This window comes from Streptomyces sp. NPDC043685, from assembly GCF_056436585.1.
Genome location: NZ_JBWKCH010000001.1, coordinates 567,763 through 593,045, shown reverse-complemented (window position 1 = coordinate 593,045; position 25,283 = coordinate 567,763). Strand labels below are relative to the sequence as shown.

Genomic DNA, 25,283 nt, shown 5'->3' with positions numbered 1-25,283 from the left:
GGTCGGTCCTACCTGGCTTCTCGGGTGGCTAGCTGGTCCGCGGACCCGGCGATGCCGAAAGCCTGCGGGAGGGGCTGGCCCGCCATGTAGAGGCGGTCGGCGGTGCGGCGCGGTAGCGGGAAGTACTCGAAGGCGCCGTGGATACGGCCGTCGGGGGTCATGGGCCGCGCGTTGAAGCGGGCGACCGTGACCAGGCGGTACGGGTCGCTGCCGTGGCTGTCCATCAGCGCGACCTCGGTGATGCGGCGGGCGCCGTCCGCGAACCTCGTCAGCTGCACGATGACGTCGATCGCGCTGTTGATCTGGTCGTGCAGCGCCACGAAGGGGATCTCCACGTCCGACATGGACGCCAGGGTTTGGAGCCGCATCAGCGCGTCCTCGGCGTTGTTGGCGTGGACGGTGGCCAGCGAGCCGTCGTGGCCGGTCGACATGGCCTGGAGCATGTCGAGGGACTCGCCGCCGCGGACCTCACCGACGACGATCCGGTCGGGGCGCATACGCAGGGAGTTGCGGACGAGGTCGCGGATGGTGACCTGGCCCTTGCCCTCGACGTTCGGCGGGCGTGACTCCAGGCGGATGACGTGCGGCTGCTGGAGCTGGAGTTCGGCGGAGTCCTCGATGGTGATGATGCGTTCGCCCTCGGGGATGAGACCGGAGAGCGCGTTGAGCAGCGTCGTCTTGCCGGTGCCGGTCGCGCCCGAGACGATGATGTTGAACTTGGCCTGCACCAGGCCCGCCAGCAGGTACAGCATGTGCTCGTCGAGCGAGCCGAGGCCGATCAGCTCCTGGAGCGTGAAGGAGCGCGGGAAGCGGCGGATGGTGAGGGTGGCGCCGGTCAGGGACAGCGGCGGGATGATGACGTTGACGCGCTCCCCGGAGGGCAGGCGGGCGTCGACCATCGGGTTGGACTCGTCCACGCGGCGGTTGACCGTGGAGACGATCCGCTCGATCGTCTGCATGAGCTGGTCGTTGGAGGCGAAGCGCAGGGGCAGTTGCTCGACCCGGCCGCCTCGCTCCACGAAGATCGCGTCGGGGCCGTTGACCATGATCTCCGTGATGGAGGCGTCCTCCAGGAGCGGTTCCAGGATGCCGAGGCCGAGCGCCTCGTCGACCACCCGGCGGATCAGCTGCGAGCGCTCCACGGTCGACAGGACCGGGCCCTCGCGGCTGATGATGTGCCCGAGCACCCGCTCCAGCCGGGCCCTGCGCTCGGCGGCGGCCAGCGAACTCATCTCCGCGAGGTCGATCTCCTCCAGGAGCTTGGCCCGGTAGGAGGCGACCATGTGGCCGTCCTCGCCCCGGTTGCCGTTCTCCTCGGGGGTGTTGATCCGTGCTCGCAGGCTCATGAGTGCGGTGCTCCTAGCTCGTTGCTCAGTGGTCGAGCGGCATCGTGGCGGTCTTGACGGCCGGGTCGAACCTCCAGCCCGGCACGAGGGACGGGATCTGCACGGTGGCCGTGACCGTCACCTCGTCCCCGCCCGGCGCCGAGAGGCAACTGGTCCGGTCGGCCAGCCAACTGCTCACCGCCGCCCGGCAGTCCGCCTCGTACGGTCCGTCCAGCGACGCGCTGCGCGCCCCCGTCCGGGCCGCCGTTCCGGCCTGCTGGGCGGTGTAGGCGATCAGGCCGAGCTGTACGGCCCCCAGGGCGACGATCAGCAGGATCGGCAGGAAGCCGATGTACTCGATGGCGACCTGGCCGCGGTCGCGGCCCTTGCGGATACCGGTCATCTCGGTTTCGCCTCCTCGACCGCCCCGGCGTGGCCGTGGACCGTGAACCCGGCGGACAGGGTGCCCGGGAAGAGGACGGGGACCTCCAGGCGCACGTCGGCGGTGACGTAGCCGGAACCCTCGCAGGTCACACTGGCGCCGGAGCGCCACGCGTCCGACAGGTGCTTCAGTCCGGCCGCCTCGCACGCGCCCTGGCGGGCCCCCGGCTCGGCCGCCGTCGCCTGCCGTACGGCCTCGTCCGCGGCGTTGCCCGCGAGGATGTAGGTGTAGCCGACGAGGACGGCCTGCCACAGCGCGATCAGCGTCACGATGATCGTCGGTGTCATCCCGAGGAACTCGATGGTGACCTGGCCCCGGTCTCGCTCCCGTCCGGCACGCGGCACTCTCATCCCCCCTCCTTCCTCCGTCGGAAGCTCACCGGTCCCCGGCCCCCCTTGTGGGTGCCGTCCGCGGCCTTGACCAGGCCGAGTTCCCCGGCGAGGCCCCACAGGGCCTGTTTCACCGAGCTCTTGCTCTCCAGTTCGTGGACACGGCCCGCGTCCACGACGCTCTGGAGTTCCTTGAAGTTGGCGGGGACCACGGTGGCGGCGACCGCGGTACCGGTGATCTTCTGGATCAGGGGCGGCTGGATCTCCGTGGCGCGGCTGTGCCGGTTGACGACGACCGTGGTCTCCTCGGCCTTGCGGATCTGGAGCCGGTCCCACATCCGTACGGCTCGTTTGGCGCCCCGTACGGCGACCACGTCCGGGGTGGTGACCAGCAGGGCCCGGTCGGCCATCTCCACGGCCGCCGCCCCGGCGCCGCCGAGCTGGGCGCCGCAGTCGATGACGACGATCTCGTAGCGGGAGCGCAGGGCGCTGACGATCTGCCGGGCGGCGCGGTCGGTGACGTCCTCGCCGCGTTCGCCCTCGGCGGGGGCGAGCAGCAGGGCGAGGCCGGAGTCGTGGCGGAAGACCGCGTCGGCCAGGACGCGCGGCGAGATGTCGGTGATGGCGGCCAGGTCGACGACGGAGCGCCGGAACTGGACGTCCAGGTATGAGGCGACGTCGCCGGTCTGGAGGTCCATGTCGACCAGGGCGGTGCTGCGGCCGGAGGCCTGGGCGGCCAGGGCCAGCTGGATGGCGGTCAGGGTGGTCCCGGCGCCGCCCTTGGCGCCGCTGACGGTGACGACGGTGCCGCCGACGCCGGTGAACACGTCGCCTCCGGCGCCCAGGTGGCGTCGTACACCGACGGACCACTGGGCGACCGCCTGGACGCGGCTGGCGAGTTCCTCGTAGCTGAGCGGGAGGGCGACCAGGCCGCGGGCGCCGTAGTCCATGGCGGCCTGGAAGAGGCCGGGGCTCGCGTCGGAGGTGACGAGGATGACGCCGACGGCCGGGAAGCGCAGGGCCACTTCGCGGATCAGCTCCAGCGCGGGGACGGGGCCGATCCGCTCGTGCACGACCACGACCTCGGGCAGCTCGTCGACGGACTCGGCGGCCAGCCGGGCGAGGGTGTCGATGAGCTGCGTGGAGTCGACCACCGGGGCGACGGGCTCGGCGTCCGGTAGCTGGCTGAGCAGTGTCGTGACCGAGCGGACCGCGTCCGCGTCACCGACTGCCGGGAGGATCCTCGTGGGCATGGCAGCCTCTCACTTGTCCTTCGCGAGTTCGTACGTCCGGTCCCGCTCGGGGACGGTGGTGTCGCTGCCGGGCGCGACGAGGGCGAGCCGGACCCGCTTGGCGAACGACTCGGCGTAGGTGATGCGCTGGGCGTCGAGGGCGGACAGTGCGAACGTGATCGGTACGGCGTCGGTGGGCTGCTGGGTGCGGTTGCCCTCGTCGGGCTTGAGCGCGGTGAGTTCGCCGACGTCGAGGACCTTGGCGTTGGTGACGATGATCTTCGACTGGTCGGGATCGCCCTCGCGTGCGCCCTCGAAGGTGGCGTAGACGTTGACCGAGGCGCCGGGCGTGATCTTTCCGGCCACACCGGTCGCCGAGTCGATCATGATGGCGACCTCCTGCTGGCCGGGCTGGAGGGCCGGCTGGCGCACGATCATGTCGGACTGGAGCAGGGAGCCCGCGCGCAGCGTGGTGACGGCGATCTTGCCCTGGATCTCCCGCAGGTCGGTGACCGCGTTGTCGGACAGCCACCGTTCGGGCATCTTGATCTTCTCGAACTGGCCCGTGGTGAGGGTGGTGTAGGGCGGCACCTCGGTTTTGAGCCGATAGGCGGTGACCTCGGGGCCGACCTTCGACTTCACGTCACTGATGACGGAGAGCACGCCGGCGAAGGCGCCGAGGGCGCAGACCACCGACAGGAGCAGGAGAATCACGCCGCGGCGCTGACGGGAGTTCATGAACCGTACAACCTCGTTGGGGATATCGGTCGAGCCGGATCGGAACAGTGCTGAGGGGCGGGGTCAGGCCTCACCCGACGGCCGTCCGGTTCTCGAGCTGCTTGCGGGGCGGGCCGTCGTGGACGGGTGGCATGGCCGAGCAGAACACGCAGCGGTCGCCGATGACGTCGATGCCGCACCAGTGGCACTGGCCGCGCCGGACGGATGTGACCAGCTGGTAGAGGACGGACAGGTCGGGCAGGTAGCTGCAGAACTCGACGAGCTTGCCGGTGCCCCACCAGCCGGGTGACTCGGCCGGGAGCGGGACCTCGCGCAGCCCCTGCGCCTTCCAGGAGGGGGCGAGGGTGCCCGTGACCCAGTCGGAGGGGAGCTGCCCCTTGGCGACCAGCATCCAGGTGCCGAACTCGGGGCCGGGCAGGGACGCTTCGGGGGTGATCCTGACGAGGTGCGGCTCGGGGTGGGCGAGGACGGCGAACTGGCTGCCCGGCACCCAGGACTTGGCGTGCGACTTCAGGCCGACGGGGACGCGGTCGAGCCGGGTGACCGAGTTCAGCAGCGCGCCGGCGTGGATGTAGTGGACGAGCAGCCGGCCGGCCGAGGCGAGCACGCCGGGGCTGATGTCGCAGGAGGCGAGCTGCCGTAACTGCCGGGCCAGGACGGCGAGTCCGAGCGGTGGCAGATCGGGCCGGAACAGCGCGATGCGGTCGCTCTCCATGAGGGCGCGCAGGGTGTGCAGCCGCCGCTGCACCGGGGTGGGCGCGGCCGGTGAGCAGACCACGATGACATGGCCGTGGTGCTCGACCAGGGCCTGCATCTCCGCGAGTGCCTGCTCCAGCGGGCGGCTGTCGATGTCCCGGAGCACGACGGCGGGCAGGGTCCGTTCGTCCTGTGGCGGCAGCGCCATGTCGGCGCTGGTCACGGCAATGGCAGTTGGCACGCGCAGCTCCCCGTTTTCCCCATGCCGTCGGAACGCCGGGTGTCACTCCGGCGCACCGTGTCGACTTCACTGCGTGACTACCTCAGCACTGTATCCACGGCTCTGTGGCCGGAGAACAGCGTTTGTGTAGCTGGATAGCAACTGTCGTTGCACAAGAGGCGTCAAAACGGGGCAGGTTGAGCATCTTGCCGGTCGCCGACGGTGTCCGGGCGGTGGTCGGGCGGCGGTCCCGGTGGGTCCCGGGTCGGTGGTCGCGGTGGGTCCCGGTCGGTGGTCCCAATGGGTCCGGAGTTGACGGTGGGCCTTCGTTTGGGTCCTGAGGCCCACGCCCCGGGCGGTGGCGCCTCCTTACGCTCGCGGTCCACACAGAGGTGGTTCGCCGCGAGGAGGGGTGCCGTATGGCCGACGGGGGTGGCATACGGACGTACGGACGCAGACCGGTCTTCGACGACCGCGGGGCGACCGGCACCGAGTACCTGGGGATGGTCGTGGTCAGCGCGGCGATCGTGCTGGCGGTGTCGGCCACCGGGGTCGGGCAGCTGATCTACGACAGGATCGCCGCGCAGGTCTGCCGGGTCGCCGGGGGCGGTGACTGCGGGTCGGGCGGCACCGGCCAGGGCCGGCCGCTCACCGACGCCGACTTCGAGCCGGCCCTGTGCCAGGTCTCCTCGGTCACCGACAAGGCGGGATCCAAGGCGAAGATCCTGTTCTGGGAGATCGGCAAGGAGTACGGCTTCCAGGAGCAGCGTCTGAAGGCGAGGACGGACGTGAACGGGGACGGCAAGGTCGACGACAGCGACCAGCTGGTCTATCTGACCTTCACGGACGCCGCGTCGGTCGCCGCCAAGAAGGACTTCAAGCCGGGCATGAAGGTGGGCCGCTTCGGCGCCGACAAGGTGGAGCTGGGGCTCGGCATCAAGGTCACCAACGGCGACACCTGGGTGTTCCAGAGCCCCGAGGAGGCCCAGCGGTTCCGGGACGACGTGGAGAAGCTCCAGATGTACGAGATGCGCCGCACCATGCCGGGCGGCGCGGAGGCGAGCCTCGGCGACAGCATCCTCTACCTCTTCGGCAAGGGCGCCCTCAAGGACGAGGAGGACACCCAGAACCGCATCAAGGAGCACCTCGGCGACAACCGGAAGATCACGTACGGCAAGGTGGGCCTGGAGGCGTCGGCGTCGGCGGGCCTGAAGATCTCCGCGGGCGACGAGAAGAAGCTCAGCGCCGCGCTCGGCGGCTCCTTCAAGTACGCCCCCGAGGTGACCTGGACGGACAACGCCTACAAGAACACCAAGTCGTACACCTACTCCTCGTCCATCGAGTACGGCTCCAAGGTGGGCTACGAGGCGGGTCCGCTCAGCGGTGAGTACACGGCGAACACGACGCAGACGGGCACCATCACGGTCACCTACGACAAGAAGACCGGCAAGCTGGTCCGCGTCGACATGACCCGCACGGTGGAGGAGGGCGGCCAGAAGGACGGCGCCAAGGCCGGCGGTGACAACGGCAAGAAGGACGGCGACAAGCGGGGCGGCAACGCCGGTGTGAAGGGCACCGACTCGCGGACCGGCATCGAGGTCGTCACCAACACCCTCACCTTCGACCCCGGCCCGGCCGGTGACCGGGACCGGGCGGTGGCCGAACAGTGGCTCGACAGCAGCAACGAGCAGGTGGCGACGCCCTTCCAGTACATGTTCGCCGACCACGCGCCGACGGCCCGGCCGGGCGCGGACGACCCCTTCGGGCAGCTGATGTTCGACCGGGGCAGGTCGAGCCGGATGACGTACACGGGCGAGGTGAACGCGGCCGAGTACGGCTTCGAGTTGAATCTGGGGCTCAGTCTGGGCATGACGATCAGCACGGAGAAGAAGGCGGAGACCCTGACCGACGCCCAGTTCCTGGGCGCCCCCCGCGGGGACGGCCGCTCCTACCTTCCCTACAGCTACTGTGCGAACTGACGAGACGGGAGCCCCACCGATGAAGACCCGCCGTGCCTGCCTGGCCGCCGCCCTGCTGACGACCGCCATGGCCCTGACGGGCTGCGGGAGTTCCGACTCCGGCGCGGCCGGCGTGCCCGAGGGCTGGGGGACGCTGAAGACGAAGGGCGTCGACGTGTCCTACCCGAAGGGGTTCGAGGAGCAGAGCGCCGCCGAACGCGGGAAGCACAACGCCGCGGCGGCGGTGCGTACGCAGGGCGGGAAGAAGGTCGCCGTCCTCACCGTCCAGCTCGGTTTCACCGAGGCGAACTCGGCCGGGCAGGCCGCGATCGCCGCCGAGGCGGGCATCCAGCTGGGCGCGAGGGTCCGGGGGCAGAAGGACGTGGAGCTGGCCGGCACGGACGAGGCGAAGCGGATCGACTTCTCGTTCGAGGCGACCGGCGAGGACGGCGGTCCGGCCAAGGGCACCCCGGTCGAGGGCGTCATCCTGGCCGGGCTGGACTCCGGCGACACCGCCTTCGCGATCCGGATCGACGCCGCACGCGGCGCCCTGCCGGACGGGGACCTCGACCGGATCATCGACTCGGTCGAGGTGCACTAGCCGTGGAGGTGCCGGGGGCCGGCTACGTCGTGCTCGGGTCGCTCGTCGCCCTGTTCGGCGCGCTGGCGTGGAGGTACGCGCGCCGGCTGGTCACCGTGACGCGGGTGCTGCGGCGCGGGGTCCGGGCGCGGGGCGAGTGCGTCCGGGTGGAGACGGAGCCGTACCAGCGCTCCGACGCCCGGCGGCACTTCTTCGCCTTCCGTACGGCCGACGGCGCGCGGGTCGAGTTCGAGGACCTGGCGGGCTGGTCGACGACGCAGGGCAGTGCGGTCACGGTCACCTACGATCCGCGCGACCCCGCGGGCACGGCGACGGTGGCGGGCCGGGGCAGCTGGTCCCCGGTGCTCCAGGCAGTGGCCCTGGTCGCGGGCTGCGGCATGGCCGCGGCCGGTTTCGCGATCCTGCTCTTCTTCGAGATCACCGGAGGCGGTCGATGACTCTCGTGCGTTGCTGGGCCGTCGGCATCGTCGTGCTCGTCGTGACCGAGTACGTCCAGATGACGCTGGTCCACGATCCGCTGGTCGGCCCGCAGGGGGTGGGCTCGTTCGGGGCCGCGCTGGCGCTGGTGCACCTGCCCAACCTGGTCTGTGTCGTGCTGGCCACCTGGGCGGCGGCGCGGGTGCACCCGCGGCCGTGGCGGGAGATGCCGGTGCGTCACCTGGTGGCGGCGTGCGCGGCTCCGGCGGCGGCCCAGGTGCTGCTGCTGACCCTGCGGCCGGACGTACTGGACCCGGCGGGCGCGGCGTTCTGGATGTCCCTGGGCGTGCTGCTGGCGGGCTCCGCGGTGGGACTGCTGCTCGACAGGTTGGTCTGGACCTCTTGACACCTTCTCTGGTCTGGACCATTTTCTTGTCATGTCCAGACACAGACGATCCCTGCGGCTGTGGTCGGGTGCCCTCACGGCTGCCCTGGCCCTCACTGTCACGACCGTCGGCCAGGCCTCGGCCGCCGACGTCAACAACGTCAGGAACGCCGGCTTCGAGGCGGGCCTGAGCGACTGGACCTGCTCGGCGGGCAGCGGCACGACGGTCTCCTCCCCGGTGCACTCCGGGTCGGCCGCGCTGCGGGCGACCCCGTCGGGGCAGGACAACGCGCGCTGCGCCCAGACGGTGGAGGTGCGGCCGGACTCCACCTACACGCTGGGCGCCTGGGTCCGGGGCGGCTACGCCTACCTCGGCGTGACGGGCACCGGCACCACGGACGTGTCCACCTGGACGCCGGACTCCTCCTCCTGGAAACAGCTGTCGACGACCTTCAGGACCGGCTCGTCGACGACCTCGGTGACGGTGTACACCCACGGCTGGTACGGGCAGGCGGCCTACCAGGCGGACGACGTGTCGGTGTTCGGCCCCGACGGGGGCGGCGGCACGGACCCGGGCCCGGCGGTCCCGTCCGCGCCGGGCGGCCTGGCCGTGTCCGGCACGACGTCCTCGACGGTCTCCCTCGCCTGGAACACCGTCTCGGGAGCGACGGGTTACACCGTCTACCGCGACGGCACGAAGGTGACGGCCGTCTCCGGCACCTCGGCGACGGTGACCGGGCTCGCCGCCTCCACCTCGTACTCCTTCCAGGTCACGGCGACGAACGCGGCGGGTGAGTCACCGAAGTCCACGGCGGTGACGGCGACCACGAACAAGACCGACGGGCCGGGCCCGGCCCTGCCCGGGCACGCGCTGACCGGCTACTGGCAGAACTTCGACAACGGCGCGACGGTGCAGCGCATCTCGGACGTCCCCGCCGCCTACGACATCATCGCGGTGGCCTTCGCGGACGCGACGGGCACGCCCGGGGCGGTGTCGTTCACCCTGGACTCGGCCGGACTGAAGGGCTACACGGTCGACCAGTTCAAGGCGGACATCCGCGCGAAGCAGGCCGCAGGCAAGAAGGTCATCATCTCGGTGGGCGGCGAGCGCGGCACGGTGGCGGTCAACGACGCGACCTCGGCGGCCAACTTCGCCAGCAGCGTGTACTCCGTGATGCAGACGTACGGCTTCGACGGCGTCGACATCGACCTGGAGAACGGCCTGAACGCCACCTACATGACGCAGGCCCTGCGCGCGCTGTCGGCGAAGGCGGGCCCGTCGCTCGTCCTCACGATGGCTCCGCAGACCATCGACATGCAGTCGACGTCGGGCGGGTACTTTCGCACCGCGCTGAACGTGAAGGACATCCTCACGGTCGTCAACATGCAGTACTACAACAGCGGTTCGATGCTCGGCTGCGACGGCAAGGTCTACAGCCAGGGCTCGGTCGACTTCCTCACGGCGCTGGCCTGCATCCAGCTGGAGAACGGCCTCGCCCCGTCCCAGGTGGGCCTCGGCCTCCCGGCCTCCACCCGGGGCGCGGGCAGCGGTTACGTCTCCCCGATCGTGGTGAACAACGCCCTGGACTGCCTGGCCAGGGGCACCCACTGCGGCACCTTCACGCCGCCGCGGACCTACCCCGGCCTGCGCGGCGCGATGACGTGGTCGACCAACTGGGACGCGACGGCGGGCAACGCGTGGTCCGGCACGGTGGGGCCGCATGTGCACGGGCTGCCGTAACAGCCCCTATCCGGCCGGACGGTAGTGACCGAGCACCCAGGCCAGCTGCGGGAACCACTCCTGGAGCCGCGACCTGGGCTTGGCCTCCACCACGCACTCGAAGAACCGGCCGTCCACGTGGATCACGGCGACCATCAGCGCCTTGCCGCTCGGGCTCGCCTGGTAGTGGACGCTGCGGATCTCGGGCCAGCGGAACTCGATCGAGAGACCGGACGACTCGAAGGCGACGCCCGACGCGTCGACGACGACCGCGTTGCGCTTGTCCACGGCCAGGAAGTCCGGGCCCTGCGCCGCCGGCTGCGGCGGAGCCTGGGCGTACGGCGGCTGGGCGTACGGCTGCTGCGGCGCCTGGGCGTAGGGCGGCGGCTGCGGGGCCGCGTAGGGGGGCGGCGTCGGCGCGGGCGGCGTCGGCGCGTACTGCGGCGGGGGCGGGCCGAAGCCGGGGCCGGGTGGTGGGGGCTGCTGGGTCATCCGGCCATTCTCCCTGCCCCCTCCCCTAGAAGAACTCCCCCCACGGCTGGTCCCAGATCTGCTTCACGCACAGGATGAGGAACAGCAGGCCCGCGACGGCGAGCATCGCGTTGCTGAGGGGTCCGTTGCGCCATTCGCGGGGCGTGCGGGAGGAGTTGAGGAGCCAGATCAGGGTGGCGGCGAGGAAGGGCAGGAACGCCGCGCCGAGGACCCCGTAGAGGATGATCAGGCGGAAGGGCTGGCCCTCGAAGAGCAGGATCATCGGCGGGAAGGTCAGCCACAGCAGATAGGCGCGGAACGGCCAGGAACGCTCGCGGGTGCCCGAGGCGACCTCCTCGCCCTTGGCCTGGCCCCTGCCCGACAGGCGGGCCACGAAGTCGGCGAACATCAGACTCACACCGTGCCAGACGCCGATCAGCGAGGTGAAGGACGTGGCGAAGAAGCCGATCAGGAAGAACTTCGCCGTCGCCGAGCCGTACTCCTCCTCCAGGATGCCGCCCAGCTGGACCAGGCCCTTGTCACCGCTGGCGATCGCGACGTTCGCCGAGTGCAGCAGCTCCGCGCCGACGAACAGCATGGCGATGACGAAGATGCCGGTGGTGGCGTAGGCGACGCGGTTGTCCAGCCGCATGACCTTCATCCAGCCGGTGTCGGTCCAGCCCTTGGCGTTGACCCAGTAGCCGTACGCGGCGAGCGTGATGGTGCCGCCCACCCCGCCGATCAGGCCCAGCGTGTTGAGGATCGAGTCCTTCTCGTCCGGCAGCACCGGAAGGAGCCCGGCGAAGGCGTCGGGGATGTTCGGCGTGACCCGGATCGCCAGGTACACCGTCACCACGAACATGACGCCCACCAGGACGGTCATGACCTTCTCGAACACCGCGTACTTGTTGAACCAGACGAAGACCAGCCCGACCAGGCCGCAGACGATGCCCCACCACTTGAGGTCCATCACGTCCGGGAACAGCGCCTGGAGCGGCAGCGCGCTCGACGACATCGCCGCGGCGCCGTAGACGAAGCCCCAGACCACGACGTAGACCGCGAAGAACCAGGTGGTCCAGCGGCCGAGGCTCGCCCAGCCGTCGAAGAGGGTGCGGCCGGTGGACAGATGCCAGCGGCCGGCCGCCTCGGCCAGGGAGATCTTCACCAGGCAGCCGATGATCGCGGCCCACAGGAGGGTGTAGCCGAAGTTGCTGCCCGCGATGAGGGTGGCGACCAGGTCACCGGCGCCGACACCGGTCGCCGCGACGACGATGCCCGGGCCGATGTACTTCCAGCTCGCTTTCCGGGGCCGGGGAGGGTGCTGGGCTTCGTTCTCCGTGGTGTTTTCCGTGGTGTCCGCCATGCAGATCAAGAAACCGCAAAGAGCCCGGGCCGACAAGAGGGCACGAGCGGGCCGGCCCCGGAGGTCCGCGGGGAATCGCGCCTCCGGCCCCCGGCGGACCTCGCGGACGGGAACGGCCCCCCGGCGGCCGGGAAAGCCCCCGGGGACGGCCGAACCCGGCGGAGTGTCACGACTGTCGCCGACCGCAGCCGTCCGATCCGCACGTGCCGAGCTCGAACCACACGGTCTTGCCCGACCCGTCCCGATGGCAGCCCCAGCGCTGTGCGAGCGCGTCCACCAGGAACATCCCACGGCCGCTCTCCCCGGTGCCCGCGTCCAGCACCCGCGGCACACGGCGTTCGGTGTCCGCGACCTCGCAGCGCAGGACGCCGTGCGCGGCGAAGAGCGTGAGCCGGAAGCGGCTCCCGGCGTGCACCAGGGCGTTGGTGGCCAGTTCGCCGACGAGCAGTTCGGCCACGTCCGCGACCTCGCCGCGCTCGGCGAACCCCCATCCCTCCAACTGCCTGCGGACCTCCGCGCGGGCCTCGCGGACGGCGGAGAGCCGCGGTGCGTACTCGACACTCAGATGACCGGCTCCCAGGGGTGGTTGCGGGAACGGGCCGTAGTGGGCGTCGGGGTCCGGGAGGTGCCGCCCGGAGAGTTGCAGCATGCGTCCAGGGTGATCCGCGGGGGCGGTCCGGCACAGGGGGAGGACTACCCGATTCCCTACCTGCCCGCGCAGGTGAGGGGGTACGGGTGGGGGGTCAGGCGTACTGGAGGCGGACCGTCGCCCCCTCGGCGTCGTCGCGGATGTCCACGTACGCGCAGACCTGACGCGCGTACCACAGCCCCGGGCCCGGTTCCGGGTCCGCGGCCGGCGGCGGGACGAAACCGGCGAGCGGGTCGTCGAGACGGCGGGACGAGCGCAGTTCGCAGACGCAGGCGGGTGCCTCGCCCCACAGCAGGGTGTCGCCGCCCAGGGGCGCGAGGGCCGCGGCGGTCTCCGCCACGGCGGCGCCGAACAGCTCGGCGTCGGCGGCGGGCAGCCCCCGGCCCGCCGCCCAGCTCCGCACGGCCGCGGCGTGCGGCTGCTCCAGGCGACGCACATCGGCCGGGGGCAACGGCAGGGGTACGGCGTCGAGTTCAGCGGCGAGGCGCAGCGGGTCCTGGTACACCTCCGTGTCGGGGTGGGTGCGGCGGGCCGCGGCGACGACGGCGGGCCCGGCGGTGCGGGTGTCGTAGGCGCACAGGGCGGTTGTGGCCATGGGGGCGAAGAGGAGGTTGGCGAGGGCCTCGTAGCGGATCCACTCGGTGGTCTCGCGGGCCGAGCGGCCGGCGCGGCCGCTCCAGACGGGCTCCATGACGAGGTGGATCCTCCCGCCGGGGCCCGCGTGCGCGGTGAGGTACGCGGCGGCCCGGGCGACGGCGTTGGCGGCGGAGCCGGTGTACCAGTCGGTGTGCGGGATCCGGATGACGTCGTCGGCGTCACCGCCGAGGGCGTCCCGCAGGAGGTCCAGGTTGTGCGGGGCGGCGATGGCCACCGGCGGGGGCTCCCCGCAGGCGCCGAGTCCTTCGCCGAGGAAGGGCAGGGCGGCGGCCAGGAAGCCGTCGTCGGAGTCGAAGACGGCCATGCGGTGGTCGAACGGGCTGTGTGCTGCGGTGGTCACGTGATCCCCTCGGGTGGGTGCGGACGGGGGTGCGGGGGCGGGTCGGGCCGGTCAGCGCTGTGCCGTCACCCAGGCGGCGATCTGGGTGCGGTTGCTGAAGCCGAGCTTGCTGAGGATGCGTTCCACATGGCCTTCGGCGGTGCGGCGGGCGATCACCAGACGGTCGGCGATCTGCTGGTTGGCGAGCCCCTCGGCGACGAGCCGGGCGACCTCGGTCTCGCGGCGGGTCAGCCGGACCGCGGTGCCGTCGTGCGAGGCCGGGTGGGCGGGTTCGGTGGGGGGCCGGCCCGTCTCCTGAAGGGCGTGGCCGACCAGTTCCGTGAGGCCGAGCGCCCCGCCCCGCCGGTGGGCCCGCTCGAACGCCTCGCGCCCCAGGGCCCGGGCCGCCCGCTCCTCGCTGTCCCTGCGGACGGAGTTGAGGGTGTGGGCGCCCCAGCGGCCGGTGTCGATGTCGGCCCAGACGCGGTCGGCGCCGCCCAGCAGCAGGGCGGCGTGCTGGTGGGCGTCGCGTCCGGCCGCGATGGACGCGAGCAGGTCGAGGGTGAGGGCGATGCCGGTGACGTCGTGGACGGCGAGTTTGAGCCGCAGTGCCTCGCGGGCGTGCCGTTCGGCCCGGGGCCGGTCGCCGCGCACGGTGTGCGCGAGGGCGAGCATCCGCAGCACATAGGACCGCACCCATTGCTCGCCGTGCCGCTCGCACAGCCGCAGGGTCCGCTCGCAGACCTCGACGGCCCGCTCGGCCTCGCCCAGGAAGCCCAGCGCGCAGGCGAGTTCGACCTGGTCGAGGCCGAAGAGGCTGAGGTGCTGTCCGGGGACGGGACCGCGGGCGACAGTGGCCTCGAAGTGCTCCAGCGCCCCGGGCAGGTCGTCGCCGAACAGCCGGATGACGCCGATGACGTACTCGGCGTGGGCGGCCTCGGCCGTGTCGCCGAGCGCACGGGCGAGGGCGAGGGCGTCCTCCGCGTGGCGACGGCCCCGGGGGAAGTCCCGGGTGGCGGCGGCCAGCAGCCCGGCGACCCAGAGGCCGCGGGCCCGTTCCCGGGTCGGTCCGGGGGCGGCGGTCAGGGCCCGGTCGAGCCAGTACAGGCCCTCACGGGCGGCCCCGCAGGCGTGCCAGTGGAACCAGAGCGTGCCGGCCAGGCGCAGCCCGGCGAGGGCCTCGCCGGGGGTGCCGAGGCTGAAGTCGAGGGCGGCGCGCAGATTGTCCCGGTCGGCGCGCAGCCGGGCGGCGGTCCCGGGCTGCCCGGGCCCGAACCAGCCGCGCTCGTAGGCCTCGGCCCGCCGCGCCGTCCAGTCCCGCTGCCGCCGCCGGGCGGCCGCCTCCTCCCCGGCGCCCCGCAGCCGCTCCAGTCCGTACTGCCGCAGCGTGTCGAGCATCCGGTAACGCACCCCACCGGGCCCGGACTCCCGGCACAACACGGACTTGTCAACGAGCCCGGCGACGGCTTCCAGCACGTCCTCGGTACGCAGGGCCGGGGCGGTGGCCCCGGGGGGCGCCGCCTCGGGCGGGGTGGTCGTTGACCAGAACAACGCCTCGGGCGGGGTGGCGATCGCCGGGACCGCCGCCTCCGGCGAGGTGGCCGCCGCCCCCGGCGAGATGGTGACCGCCGGGGCCGCCGCCCCGAACGGGCTGGTCGTCGCCGGGGTCGCCGTCCCGAACGGCGGGTGCGTACCGGAGGCGTTCGGGGGCCGGGTGGGGGGATCGGTCCGGGCCCCCTGGTGGGCGGGGCGCTCCCCGACCGCCGGGTGTTCGGTGCTGTTCGTGCCGTCCGCGCACACCGCTTCCGCCGTCTCCAGGTCGAAGCTGCCGGCGAGCACCGACAGCCGGGCCCACACCGTCTGCTCGGTGGTGGTGCACAGGTCGTGGCTCCAGGAGACGGCCGCCCGCAGGGTCTGGTGGCGGGGCAGGGCGGTGGGGCTGCCGGTGGTGAGGAAGCGGTAGCGGTCGTCGAGGCGCTGAAGGATCTGGTCGACGTCCAGGACGCGCATGCGGACGGCGGCCAGTTCGATGGCGAGGGGCAGTCCCTCCAGGCGGTGGCACAGGCGGGCGACGGAGGCCCGGTTGGCGGCGGTGAGCCGGAAGCCGGGGACGACGGCGGCTGCCCGGTCGGCGAAGAGGGTGAGCGCGGGGTAGCCCTCGGCGGCGGACAGGTCGCCGTCCGGATCGGGCACCGGCAACGGCCGTACTTCCAGCAGGTGTTCCTCGGTGAGGCCGAGGCGGTGCCGGCTGGTGGCGAGGATCCGGACGCCCTCGGTGCCGTGCAGCAGGGCGGCCGCGAGCCGGGCGCACGCACCCGCCAGATGCTCGCAGTTGTCGACGACGAGGAGCAGCCGCCGGTCCCGTACCTGCTCGACGAGCACGTCCAGGGGCGGCTGGCTGGACCGGTCGTGGAGCCCGAGCGCGTCGGCGGCGGCGAGCGGGACGAGGGCCGGGTCGTGCAGTCCGGACAGGTGCACGAAACGCACGCCGTCCGGGAAGGCCCGCCGCACCCGGGCCGCGATGCGCCCGGCGAGCCGGGTCTTGCCGACGCCGCCGGGCCCGGTGAGCGTCACCAGCCGTGTGCGGGCCAGCAGTTCGCGGCCCTGGGTCAGTTCGCCACGCCGGTCGACGAAACTGGTCGTCTCGGCCGGCAGGTGGTGGTCCCGTCGTGGCGCTGATCCGCCCATGATCAGCCAGTCCTCTGAGGGGGTGTGGTCCGGGGGATCCGGACACTCCGGCTCCCCTTACGCGGACCCACACCTTCTCCCGTTCCGTACATATATGCACGCCGGAGCCACCCCTGCGGGTGCACTTCCGCCGGGACCCCTCAGCGTCGGAGCGGCGCGCGTACACTGCGCGGCCACTTTCAGTCTTGACCTGCTCATGCCATTGGCAGAACGATGTGCGCCACCCGCACCACGTACGTCGCACGGAGCAACCCCACCTCCCACAAGGAGATTTCATGCGACTTCGCATCCGAGGATCCGGTGCCCGCACCGGCAGACGCACCGCCGCCCTCGCCGGCCTCCTCGCCCTCGCGCTCGCGGCGCCCCTGTCCGCGACCACGACCGACGCCAGCGCCGACGGCGCCCGCAGGACGGCCGCTTCGGCCGACGACATCCGGCAGTACGAGGTCCATCTGCACTCGACGGCCAAGGACCGCACGGCACTTCAGCGCACGGGCGTGACCGTGGACGAGGTGCACGGCCACGGGGTCGTGGTCTCCGGCCGCGCGGACCAGATCAAGAAGCTGCGCGCGCTGGGCTACGAGGTCACCCGGCTCGGCGCGGTCCCCGACCGCTCCGCGGGAGAGGACGACCTCCGGCTCTTCGACTTCCCCTCGGGCGACTCGAAGTACCACAACTACGCGGAGATGACGAGCGAGATCAACGCGCTCGTGGCGGCCAACCCGTCCATCGCGAGCCAGCGCGTGATCGGCAAGTCGTACCAGGGCCGGAACATCGTCGCCGTCAAGATCAGCGACAACGTGGCCTCCGACGAGTCCGAGCCCGAGGTGCTGTTCACCCACCACCAGCACGCCCGCGAGCACCTGACCGTCGAGATGGCGCTCTACCTGCTGCGCGAGCTGACCTCCGGCTACGGCTCCGACTCACGCGTCACGAGCATGGTGAACAACCGTGAGATCTGGATCGTCCCGGACATCAACCCGGACGGCGGCGAGTACGACATCGCCACCGGCTCGTACCGCTCCTGGCGCAAGAACCGGCAGCCCAACTCCGGTTCCTCGTACGTCGGTACCGACCTGAACCGCAACTGGAACTACCGCTGGGGCTGCTGCGGCGGCTCCTCGGGCTCCACGTCGTCGGAGACCTACCGGGGACCGTCGGCCGAGTCCGCGCCCGAGGTGAAGGTCGTGGCGGACTTCGTGCGCAGCCGGGTCGTCGGCGGCACACAGCAGATCAAGGCCGGCGTCGACTTCCACACCTACAGCGAGCTGGTGCTGTGGCCGTTCGGCTACACGTACTCCGACACGGCGACGGGGATGACCGCGGACGACAACGCCGCGTTCAAGGCGGTCGGCCGCAAGATGGCCGCGAGCAACGGCTACACGGCCGAGCAGTCCAGCGACCTGTACATCACGGACGGGTCGATCGACGACTACCTCTGGGGCGCGCACAAGATCTTCGCGTACACCTTCGAGATGTACCCCCGCTCCGGCGGAGGCGGGTTCTACCCGCCCGACGAGGTGATCGAGCGGGAGACCTCCCGTAACCGCGATGCGGTGCTGCAACTGCTGGAGAACGCGGACTGCATGTACCGGTCGATCGGCAAGGAGAGCCAGTACTGCGGTTAGGCGCGCGGTTCCTCGCCCGCCTCGCCCGCCTCGGGTTCGCCGTCCTCGAAGTAGGCGTCGAGGACGGCGTCCAGCTGCTCGTCCCACACCTTGAAGTGGCTCCTGGCCGGCGCCTCGATCTCGATCGGGTACCAACGCCGGTCAGGGGTGTGGACGGTGACGGTGTACCGCTTGCCGAAGCGCGCCGTCTCCGTCTCGACCGCGCCGATCTCGTCCCAGCGGAACTCGCACTCCTGGTCGTCCAGGCACAGTCGTACGCCCCGGTGGTCGGCGACCAGCCTGGCGCGGCGGTCGGACGCCTCGAAGACGGGGCCGTCGACGGCTTCGGTGTCCTCCTCCTGCTCGGAGGGGGCCGCCTCGGCCGTGTCCTCCGGCTCGTCGGCGGCCTCCTCGGCCGCCTCGGCGTCCGCGACCTCGGGCTCCTTCTCGGACGCGTCCTCCTCCGTCCGTCCGGACACGGGTGACGTGAGCCCGGGAACGAAGGCCGGGTCGAACCCGGCGCCTTCCAGGGGCTGGCTGCTCGAACCTATGCGCTGCTCCACAGCGCAGCAGTATGGTCGACAAACCTGTGCGGTACACAGTCGAGTCCGACTTCGTTATCAGACGCCTACAAGATTCGGCCGTCTACACGAAGAGGCTGAGCACCGCCGCCACCGCGAACCCCGCCACCGACAGCACGCTCTCCAGCACGGTCCAGGTCTTGAGCGTGTCCCGCTCGCTGATGCCGAAGTACTTCGCCACCATCCAGAAGCCGCCGTCGTTGACGTGCGAGGCGAAGATGGAGCCGGCCGAGATGGCCATGATGACCAGGGCCACGAACGCCTGGGAGTGGTCGCCCTCGGACAGGAGCGGGGCCACGATGCCCGCCGTCGTCACGATCGCCACCGTCGCCGAGCCCTGGGCCACGCGCAGGACGACGGAGATCAGGTAGGACAGGACGAGCACCGGGAGGCCGACGTCGTTGAACGTGTCCGACAGGGCCTGGGCGACGCCGCTGGCTTTGAGGACGGCGCCGAAGACGCCGCCCGCGCCGACCACCAGCAGGATGTTGCCGACCGGCTTGAGGGACGCGGTCGACACCGTCTCCAGGGATGTGCGGGACCAGCCGCGGCGGATGCCCAGCAGGTAGTACGCGAGGAACAGGGCGATGGTCAGCGCCACGAACGGGTTGCCGAAGAACTCGATCACCGAGCGGAGCGTGGAGGGGCCCAGGGCGATCGAGGAGAACGTCGCGGCGAGGATGAGCACCAGGGGCGCGCCGATGATGCCGAGGACCGTGCCGAGGGAGACCGGCTGCTCGCTGGGCGCGACCCCGGCGGCCCGCTGCTCGTCGACGACGGCTTGCCTGGCCTCCTTTGCCGCCTCGACCATGTCCTGCGGGACGGGGACGAAGATGCGGCGGCCGATCCACGCGGCGTAGCCCCAGGCGGCCAGCACCGCGGGCAGGCCGCAGACGACGCCCATGAGGACGACCCAGCCGAGGTCGACGTGGAGCAGCCCGGCGGCGGCCACCGGGCCGGGGTGCGGCGGCAGGAAGGCGTGCGTGACGGACAGGCCCGCGAGCAGGGGCAGGCAGTAGAGCAGGATCGACTTGCCGGACCGCTTGGCGGCGGCGTAGACGATCGGGGCCAGGACGAAGATGCCGACGTCGAAGAAGACCGGGATGCCGAAGATCAGGCCGGTCAGGCCCATGGCGAGGGGTGCGCGCCGCTCCCCGAACAGGCCGAGCAGACGGCCCGCCAGGACCTCGGCCCCGCCGCTGACTTCGAGGATCGCGCCGAGCATGGTGCCCAGGCCGATGATGATGGCGACATGGCCGAGGATGCCGCCCATGCCGGATTCGATGGTGGAGACGGCGTCCGACCTCTGGACCGTGCCGAAGAGTTCGGTGACCGAGAGACCGGCGGCGAGGCCGACGGCTATGGAGACCGCCAGCAGGGCGACGAAGGGCTGGAGTCTCAGCTTGATGATGAGCAGGAGCAGCAGCGCGATGCCGAGCGCGGCGGTGAGCAGGAGTCCGGCGGTGCCGTCGACGAGGAGGAGCAGTCCTCCGGCGTGGGGCGGTGTCTCGGCGGGGGCGGACGCGGCGAGCGGATGGGACATACGGGGGTCCTCTTCGTAAAGGCATACGGCTTCTGGGTAGGGGGGAGCGCGACGCGGCGCATCGGGGCGCCGCGCCTCACGGACGTGCGGGTGCGGGGGTGGGTCAGCCGAGGACGGCCAGCGCGTCGATCTCGATGAGGAGACCCGCGGGCAGACCGACGTAGACCGTCGTGCGCGCGGCGGGCGGCTGGGTCAGGCCCTGCTCCTCGAAGTACGCGTTGTAGATCTCGTTCATCTCGGCGAAGTGGGCCACGTCCGTCAGGTAGACGCGGATCATCATCACGTCGTCCCAGGAGGCGCCGCCCTCCTCCAGGATGGCCTTGACGTTGGCGAGGGTCTGGAGGGTCTGCTCGCGCAGGGTCGGCCCGGCGGGCGTGGGCGCCTTGCCCTCCTCGGCGGGCAGGAAGCCGACCTGGCCGGCGACCTGGAGGATGTTGCCCTTCCTCACACCGTGGGAGAACTTCGCCGGCGGGGTGGTGTGGGTCTTCGGGGTGAGTGCGATCTTGTCCGTCATACGGTGCCCTTCACTGGTGATCTGCCGGAGTACTCCCCGCTGATGGCGTCCGCCGTGCGGCGCACCAGCGGCAGGAGGGTGAGGAGTTCGTCGGCGGTGACGACGACGTTCGGCGCGGAGACCGACATCGCGGCGACGACCCGGCCGTCGGCGCCGCGGATGGGCGCCGCGACGCAGTTGATGGACTCCTCGTGGCCGCCGAGGTCGGTGGCCCAGCCCTGTTCGCGCACCTTCTCCAGCTCGCGCAGGAACGCGCTCGCGCCTGGGGTCGAACGGGACGTGTAGGCGGGGTAGTCGAGCTTCTCCGCGACCGCGCGCCGCTCGTGCTCGGGCAGGTCGGCCAGCAGCAGCTTGGCGACCGCGGCGACGGTGATGGCGACGGGCTTGCCGATGCGGGAGTACATCCGCACCGGGTAGCGGCTGTCGACCTTGTCGATGTAGAGGACCTCGTTCTCCTCGTACACGGCGAGGTGCACGGTGTGCCCGCAGGCCTCGTTGAGGCGGACCAGGTGGGGGTGGGCGATCTCGCGGACGTCGAGGTTCTCCATCGCCTCCTGGGCGAGGGCGAAGAGCCGGGCTCCGAGGCGGTAGCGCTGGTCGGACTGGCGGTAGACGAGGCCGTGCTCGTGGAGGGTGCGCAGCAGGCGCAGGGCCGTGGACTTGTGCACGCCGAGGCGGTCGGCGACCTGCCCCAGGTCGGCGGGTCCCTCGGCGAGCAGCGGCAGGATGCTGAGCGCGCGGTCGACGGTCTGGCTCATGACGTACGTACCTCCTCGGCGGCCCGCTGTGTCTCCTCGGTCCAGCCCGGGCCGAGTCGCAGTCTCCCCCATGTGCCGTCGTCCAGGGCAGCGAGGCGGTCGGCGTGGTCGCGGGCGGGCGGGGTCGCGAGGTCGCCGGGCGCGGTCAGCGCGGCGGCGGCCATCAGGTGCCCGTGCCGCAGCCGCTGCCGCACGGGCAGCCCGCGCAGGGTGGCGGAGAGGAACCCGGCGGCGAAGGCGTCCCCGGCACCGACGGCGGCGACGACGTCCACGCGGGGCGCGGGGACGAAGGTGACGTCCCGCTCGTGGAAGACGGTGGCCCCGGCGGCGCCCTGCTTGACGACCAGCACCTCGGGTTCGGGAAGGGCGGCGCGGACGGCTTCGGCGCTGTGCAGTCCCCACGCCTCGTCCTGCCCGACGAACACGAGGTCGGCGCCGCGGGCGAGGTCGCGCAGCACCTCGGGGGCGTCCGCGCCGCGCCACAGGCCGGGGCGGTGGTTGACGTCGAAGGAGACGAGCGGGCGGCCGGGGCGGCGGGTGGTCAGCTCGCGCATCAGGTCGAGGCAGGTCGCGGAGAGCGCCGCGGTGATGCCGGACAGGTGCAGCACACGCCCGGCGCGCACCGCCGACGGGTCGGGATCGGTCGCGCTCATCGCGGAGGCCGCGGAACCGGCCCGGTAGTACGCCACCTCGTGGGTGTCGCCGGCCCGGTCCCCTGCGGTGCGGAAGTAGATGCCGGTGGGGCGGTCGGGGTCGCGCCGGACATGCGCCACGTCGACCCCGTACCCGCCGATCGCCTCCACCAGGTGGTCGCCGAACGGGTCGGCCCCCACCCTGCTGACCCACCGCGCGGAGTGCCCCGCCGCCGCCAGCACGCAGGCCACGTTGGACTCCGCCCCGCCGATGCCCCGCGCGAAGGACGGCACGTCGGCGAGGCGTCCCGGCCGGGAGGGCAGGAACGTGACCATGGACTCGCCGAGCGCGACGACGTCCACGACATCGGGGGCGTCGCAGGGTCCCGTGGGGGTCACGATGCTCGTAGCTCCTCGGCGAGGTCGGTGGGGGGCGGTTTCATTGACCGGCGGTGGCCGAGATGTTAGACAGCGGTCAGCGACATACGCAATGAATGTTGCATCTACTGCAACACCGCAGATCAGGGAGGCTCCATGACGGCCGACTCCGCCCAGTCCCTCGCCCGGCTCGCCGCCGAGCGCGTCGATCACCGCTTCAAGGGCCTCCCGCCGGACGCCGACGGCCTGACCGTCGCCGAGCTGGCCGGACAGCGCCGCAACCTGTTCACCGGCGGCTTCGCCACGCCCGTGCTCGCGCTGTCCGCCGAGCGCCTGGAGCACAACCTGAGGCTGATGGAGACGTACGCGGCCCGGCACGGCCTGGCGTTCGCGCCGCACGGCAAGACCTCGATGGCACCGCAGCTGTTCCAGCGGCAGATCGAGCACGGGGCGTGGGGCATCACGCTGGCCGTGCCGCACCAGGTGCGGGTGGCGCGGGCGTTCGGCACCCGGCGTGTGTTCCTGGCCAACGAGCTGGTCGACGCGGCGGCCCTGCGCTGGATCACCGCCGAGCTGGACGCCGACCCGGGGTTCCGGTTCGTCTGTTACGTCGACTCCGTGCGCGGAGTGGAGCTGATGGACGCGGCCCTGCGGGGCGCCTCGCGGCCGGTGGACGTCGTCGTCGAGCTCGCCGCCGGTGAGGGCGCCCGGACCGGGGTGCGGACGGAGGCGGAGTGCGCGGCGGTCGCGGACGCGGTGGCGGGCACCCGCACCCTGCGTCTGGTCGGTGTCGCGGGCTACGAGGGCGAGGTGCCGAAGGCCGACACCGAGCGGGTGACGGCGTGGCTGCGACGGCTGGTCGCCCTCGCCGCCGACTTCGACAAGGGCGGGCGCTTCACCGGCCTGGACGAGATCGTGGTCAGCGCGGGCGGCAGCGCCTGGTTCGACGCGGTCGCCGAGGTCTTCGCCGAGATCCCCGAACTCTCCTCCCCCATACTGAAGTTGCTCCGCTCGGGCGCCTACGTCTCGCACGACGACGGCCACTACCGCAAGCTGACCCCGTTCAACCGGGTCCCCGAGGAGGGCGCGCTGGAGCCGGCGTTCCGCCTGTGGACCCAGGTGGTGTCACGCCCCTGCCCCGAGCAGGCCTTCGTCAACGCGGGCAAGCGGGACGCCGCCTACGACCTCGATCTGCCCTTCGCCCAGGTGATCCGCCGCGACGGCGCCGAGCGCCCGGCCACCGGCGTCTCGGTGACGGCCCTGTCGGACCAGCACGCCTGGCTCGCCACCGCACCGGAGGCGGACCTGGAGGTCGGCGACTGGGTCGGGCTGGGCCTGTCCCATCCGTGCACCTCGTTCGACAAGTGGCAGCTGATCCCCGTCGCCGAGGCGGACGGCACGGTCGTCGACTACGTGCGCACGTTCTTCTAGGAGGGGCGGGAGCGATGGAAGAGCTCGTCATCCGGGACGCGGACGTCGTCGACGGCTCGGGCGCGGACTCCTACCGCGCCGATGTCGTGGTCGACGGCGGCCGGATCGTGGGGATCGTCAAGGAGGCCGCCGCGGCGGGCTGCCAGCGGCCGAAGGCCCGCCGGGAGCTGGACGCGGAGGGCCTGGTCCTCTCCCCCGGCTTCATCGACATGCACGCGCACAGCGACCTCGCGCTGCTGCGCGACCCCGACCACAGCGCCAAGGCCGCGCAGGGCGTCACGCTGGAGGTCATCGGCCAGGACGGCCTGTCGTACGCGCCGGTCGACGACCGCACGCTCGGCGAGGTGCGCCGCGCGATCGCCGGGTGGAACGGCCCGGGCGACGACCTCGACATCGACTGGCGCACGGTCGGCGAGTACCTCGACCGGCTGGACCGCGGGATCGCCGTGAACGCGGCCTACCTGATCCCGCAGGGCACGGTCCGGGCCCTCGCCGTCGGCTGGGAGGACCGCGAGGCCACCGAGCAAGAGCTGGACCGGATGCGGCGGTTGGTGGCCGAGGGCATGGAGCAGGGCGCCGTCGGCATGTCCTCGGGGCTTACGTACACCCCGGGCATGTACGCGCGGGGCGCCGAACTGACCGAGCTGTGCCGGGTGGTGGCCTCCTACGGCGGCTACTACTGCCCGCACCACCGCTCCTACGGGGCCGGCGCCCTGGAGGCCTACCGGGAGATGATCGCGCTGACCCGTGAGGCGGGCTGCTCCCTCCATCTCGCCCACGCCACCATGAACTTCGGCGTGAACAGGGGCCGGGCGCCCGAGCTGCTGTCCCTGCTGGACGAGGCCCTCGCCGAGGGAGCGGACATCAGCCTCGACACCTACCCGTACACCCCGGGCTGCACGACGCTGGCGGCCGTCCTGCCGAGCTGGGCGAGCGAGGGCGGCCCGGAGGAGACCCTCCGGCGGCTGGCGGACGACGGCACTGCGGAACGCATCCGCCACCATCTGGAGGTCACCGGCTCGGACGGCTGCCACGGTGTGCCGATCGAATGGGACACCATCGAGATCTCAGGCGTGGGCGACCCGGCCCTGGCCGATCTCGTCGGCCGGACCATCGCCGAGTCGGCGGCCGTCCGGGGCGAGGAGCCCTGGGTGACCGCCCGCGGACTGCTGCTGGCCGACCGGCTGGCCCCGACGATCCTCCAGCACGTGGGCCACGAGGAGAACGTCCGCGCGATCATGCGCCACCGGGTCCACACCGGTGGCTCGGACGGCATCCTCCAGGGCGCGAAGCCGCACCCGCGCGCCTACGGCACGTTCCCGCACTATCTCGGCCACTACGTGCGGGAGTCGGGGGTGCTGTCGCTGGAGGAGTGCGTCGCACACCTCACGTCCCGCCCGGCGGCGCGGCTCCGCCTGCCGGACCGGGGCCTGGTCCGCGAGGGGTACGTGGCCGACCTGGTCCTGTTCGACCCGGCGACGGTCGCGGCGGGCTCCACGTTCGCGGAGCCGCGCACGCTCCCGACGGGCATCCCGCACGTCCTGGTCGACGGCCGGTTCGTGATCGAGGAGGGCCGGCGCACCGACGTGCTGGCGGGCCGGGCGATCCGCGGGACTCCTCCCACGTGAC

General features: G+C 72.0%; 24 protein-coding genes. 8 read left to right on the top strand and 16 right to left on the bottom strand.

Annotated features, from left to right (window positions below; genetic code table 11):
• Positions 1–8: 8 nt before the first annotated feature.
• From AC0665_RS02835 to AC0665_RS02810, 6 genes are all read right to left on the bottom strand, one after another.
• A complete protein-coding gene (locus tag AC0665_RS02835; protein WP_478704295.1) occupies positions 9–1,346 on the bottom strand; it encodes a CpaF family protein in 1,338 nt (445 codons plus the stop codon).
• 25 nt (positions 1,347–1,371) lie between these two features.
• Positions 1,372–1,728: a TadE/TadG family type IV pilus assembly protein gene (locus AC0665_RS02830; protein ID WP_478604864.1), complete on the bottom strand. Its 357-nt coding sequence runs from the start codon at positions 1,726–1,728 to the stop codon at positions 1,372–1,374.
• Positions 1,725–2,117, bottom strand: coding sequence for a TadE family protein (locus AC0665_RS02825; protein ID WP_468407129.1), 393 nt, complete (start codon positions 2,115–2,117; stop codon positions 1,725–1,727). The genes AC0665_RS02830 and AC0665_RS02825 overlap by 4 nt, the downstream gene beginning before the upstream one ends.
• Positions 2,114–3,349, bottom strand: coding sequence for a CpaE/TadZ family protein (locus AC0665_RS02820; protein WP_363118352.1), 1,236 nt, complete (start codon positions 3,347–3,349; stop codon positions 2,114–2,116). Before AC0665_RS02820 ends, AC0665_RS02825 begins: the two co-directional genes overlap by 4 nt.
• Positions 3,350–3,358: 9 nt before the next feature.
• Positions 3,359–4,066, bottom strand: coding sequence for a Flp pilus assembly protein CpaB (gene cpaB, locus AC0665_RS02815; protein WP_363118354.1), 708 nt, complete (start codon positions 4,064–4,066; stop codon positions 3,359–3,361).
• Between the two features lie 70 nt (positions 4,067–4,136).
• Positions 4,137–4,970, bottom strand: a complete 834-nt coding sequence (locus AC0665_RS02810) for a hypothetical protein (RefSeq protein WP_468407650.1) — start codon at positions 4,968–4,970, stop codon at positions 4,137–4,139.
• A gap of 431 nt (positions 4,971–5,401) precedes the next feature.
• On the opposite strand from AC0665_RS02810, the gene AC0665_RS02805 reads away from it, so the two are divergent.
• The 5 genes from AC0665_RS02805 to AC0665_RS02785 are packed head-to-tail and all read left to right on the top strand — an operon-like array spanning position 5,402 to position 10,084.
• A complete protein-coding gene (locus AC0665_RS02805) occupies positions 5,402–6,961 on the top strand; it encodes a hypothetical protein (protein WP_478604870.1) in 1,560 nt (519 codons plus the stop codon).
• 19 nt (positions 6,962–6,980) lie between these two features.
• Positions 6,981–7,541 carry a hypothetical protein gene (locus AC0665_RS02800; RefSeq protein ID WP_478704294.1) on the top strand — a complete coding sequence of 187 codons (561 nt, stop codon included), beginning with the start codon at positions 6,981–6,983 and terminating at the stop codon, positions 7,539–7,541.
• Positions 7,542–7,543: 2 nt separating this feature from the next.
• Positions 7,544–7,978, top strand: coding sequence for a DUF3592 domain-containing protein (locus AC0665_RS02795; protein ID WP_468407124.1), 435 nt, complete (start codon positions 7,544–7,546; stop codon positions 7,976–7,978).
• Positions 7,975–8,364, top strand: a complete 390-nt coding sequence (locus tag AC0665_RS02790; RefSeq protein WP_468407122.1) for a hypothetical protein — start codon at positions 7,975–7,977, stop codon at positions 8,362–8,364. Before AC0665_RS02795 ends, AC0665_RS02790 begins: the two co-directional genes overlap by 4 nt.
• Positions 8,365–8,395: 31 nt before the next feature.
• Positions 8,396–10,084: a chitinase gene (locus AC0665_RS02785; protein WP_478704293.1), complete on the top strand. Its 1,689-nt coding sequence runs from the start codon at positions 8,396–8,398 to the stop codon at positions 10,082–10,084.
• A gap of 6 nt (positions 10,085–10,090) precedes the next feature.
• Here the strand turns inward: AC0665_RS02785 and AC0665_RS02780 are convergent, their stop codons facing one another.
• The 5 genes from AC0665_RS02780 to AC0665_RS02760 all read right to left on the bottom strand — a co-directional run bounded on the left by AC0665_RS02780 (position 10,091) and on the right by AC0665_RS02760 (position 16,210).
• Positions 10,091–10,555: a hypothetical protein gene (locus tag AC0665_RS02780; RefSeq protein WP_478604880.1), complete on the bottom strand. Its 465-nt coding sequence runs from the start codon at positions 10,553–10,555 to the stop codon at positions 10,091–10,093.
• 25 nt (positions 10,556–10,580) lie between these two features.
• Positions 10,581–11,897: an Nramp family divalent metal transporter gene (locus AC0665_RS02775; RefSeq protein WP_478604882.1), complete on the bottom strand. Its 1,317-nt coding sequence runs from the start codon at positions 11,895–11,897 to the stop codon at positions 10,581–10,583.
• A gap of 166 nt (positions 11,898–12,063) precedes the next feature.
• Positions 12,064–12,546 (bottom strand): ATP-binding protein, encoded by a 483-nt coding sequence (locus AC0665_RS02770; RefSeq protein ID WP_478704292.1) that lies wholly within the window; start codon positions 12,544–12,546, stop codon positions 12,064–12,066.
• A gap of 94 nt (positions 12,547–12,640) precedes the next feature.
• Positions 12,641–13,543: an anti-sigma factor RsbA family regulatory protein gene (locus AC0665_RS02765; protein WP_478704291.1), complete on the bottom strand. Its 903-nt coding sequence runs from the start codon at positions 13,541–13,543 to the stop codon at positions 12,641–12,643.
• A gap of 51 nt (positions 13,544–13,594) precedes the next feature.
• The gene (locus AC0665_RS02760) at positions 13,595–16,210 is read right to left on the bottom strand and encodes an ATP-binding protein (protein WP_478704290.1); all 2,616 of its coding nucleotides are present in this window, start codon (positions 16,208–16,210) and stop codon (positions 13,595–13,597) included.
• Positions 16,211–16,485: 275 nt separating this feature from the next.
• Here AC0665_RS02760 and AC0665_RS02755 point away from each other — a divergent pair, with 275 nt between their 5' ends.
• Positions 16,486–17,838: a M14 family metallopeptidase gene (locus AC0665_RS02755; RefSeq protein WP_468407108.1), complete on the top strand. Its 1,353-nt coding sequence runs from the start codon at positions 16,486–16,488 to the stop codon at positions 17,836–17,838.
• On the opposite strand, the gene AC0665_RS02750 is transcribed toward AC0665_RS02755, so the two are convergent.
• The 5 genes from AC0665_RS02750 to AC0665_RS02730 form a co-directional block, all read right to left on the bottom strand.
• A complete protein-coding gene (locus AC0665_RS02750; protein WP_468407106.1) occupies positions 17,835–18,380 on the bottom strand; it encodes a hypothetical protein in 546 nt (181 codons plus the stop codon). The two genes, AC0665_RS02755 and AC0665_RS02750, sit on opposite strands and share 4 nt — an antisense overlap.
• A gap of 82 nt (positions 18,381–18,462) precedes the next feature.
• Entirely contained in the window at positions 18,463–19,941 is a 1,479-nt protein-coding gene (locus AC0665_RS02745; RefSeq protein WP_478604890.1) for a GntP family permease, read from the bottom strand.
• 103 nt (positions 19,942–20,044) lie between these two features.
• Positions 20,045–20,455 (bottom strand): RidA family protein, encoded by a 411-nt coding sequence (locus AC0665_RS02740; RefSeq protein WP_468635794.1) that lies wholly within the window; start codon positions 20,453–20,455, stop codon positions 20,045–20,047.
• Positions 20,452–21,213 carry an IclR family transcriptional regulator gene (locus AC0665_RS02735; protein WP_468407100.1) on the bottom strand — a complete coding sequence of 254 codons (762 nt, stop codon included), beginning with the start codon at positions 21,211–21,213 and terminating at the stop codon, positions 20,452–20,454. The genes AC0665_RS02740 and AC0665_RS02735 overlap by 4 nt, the downstream gene beginning before the upstream one ends.
• Positions 21,210–22,244, bottom strand: a complete 1,035-nt coding sequence (locus tag AC0665_RS02730; RefSeq protein WP_478704289.1) for a sugar kinase — start codon at positions 22,242–22,244, stop codon at positions 21,210–21,212. The genes AC0665_RS02735 and AC0665_RS02730 overlap by 4 nt, the downstream gene beginning before the upstream one ends.
• A gap of 135 nt (positions 22,245–22,379) precedes the next feature.
• Between AC0665_RS02730 and AC0665_RS02725 the strand changes: the two genes are divergently transcribed.
• Together AC0665_RS02725 and AC0665_RS02720 are read left to right on the top strand one after the other, a co-directional pair.
• Positions 22,380–23,654: an amino acid deaminase gene (locus tag AC0665_RS02725; protein ID WP_478704288.1), complete on the top strand. Its 1,275-nt coding sequence runs from the start codon at positions 22,380–22,382 to the stop codon at positions 23,652–23,654.
• Positions 23,655–23,668: 14 nt separating this feature from the next.
• Positions 23,669–25,282, top strand: coding sequence for an N-acyl-D-amino-acid deacylase family protein (locus tag AC0665_RS02720; RefSeq protein ID WP_478604897.1), 1,614 nt, complete (start codon positions 23,669–23,671; stop codon positions 25,280–25,282).
• Position 25,283 lies beyond the last annotated feature (1 nt).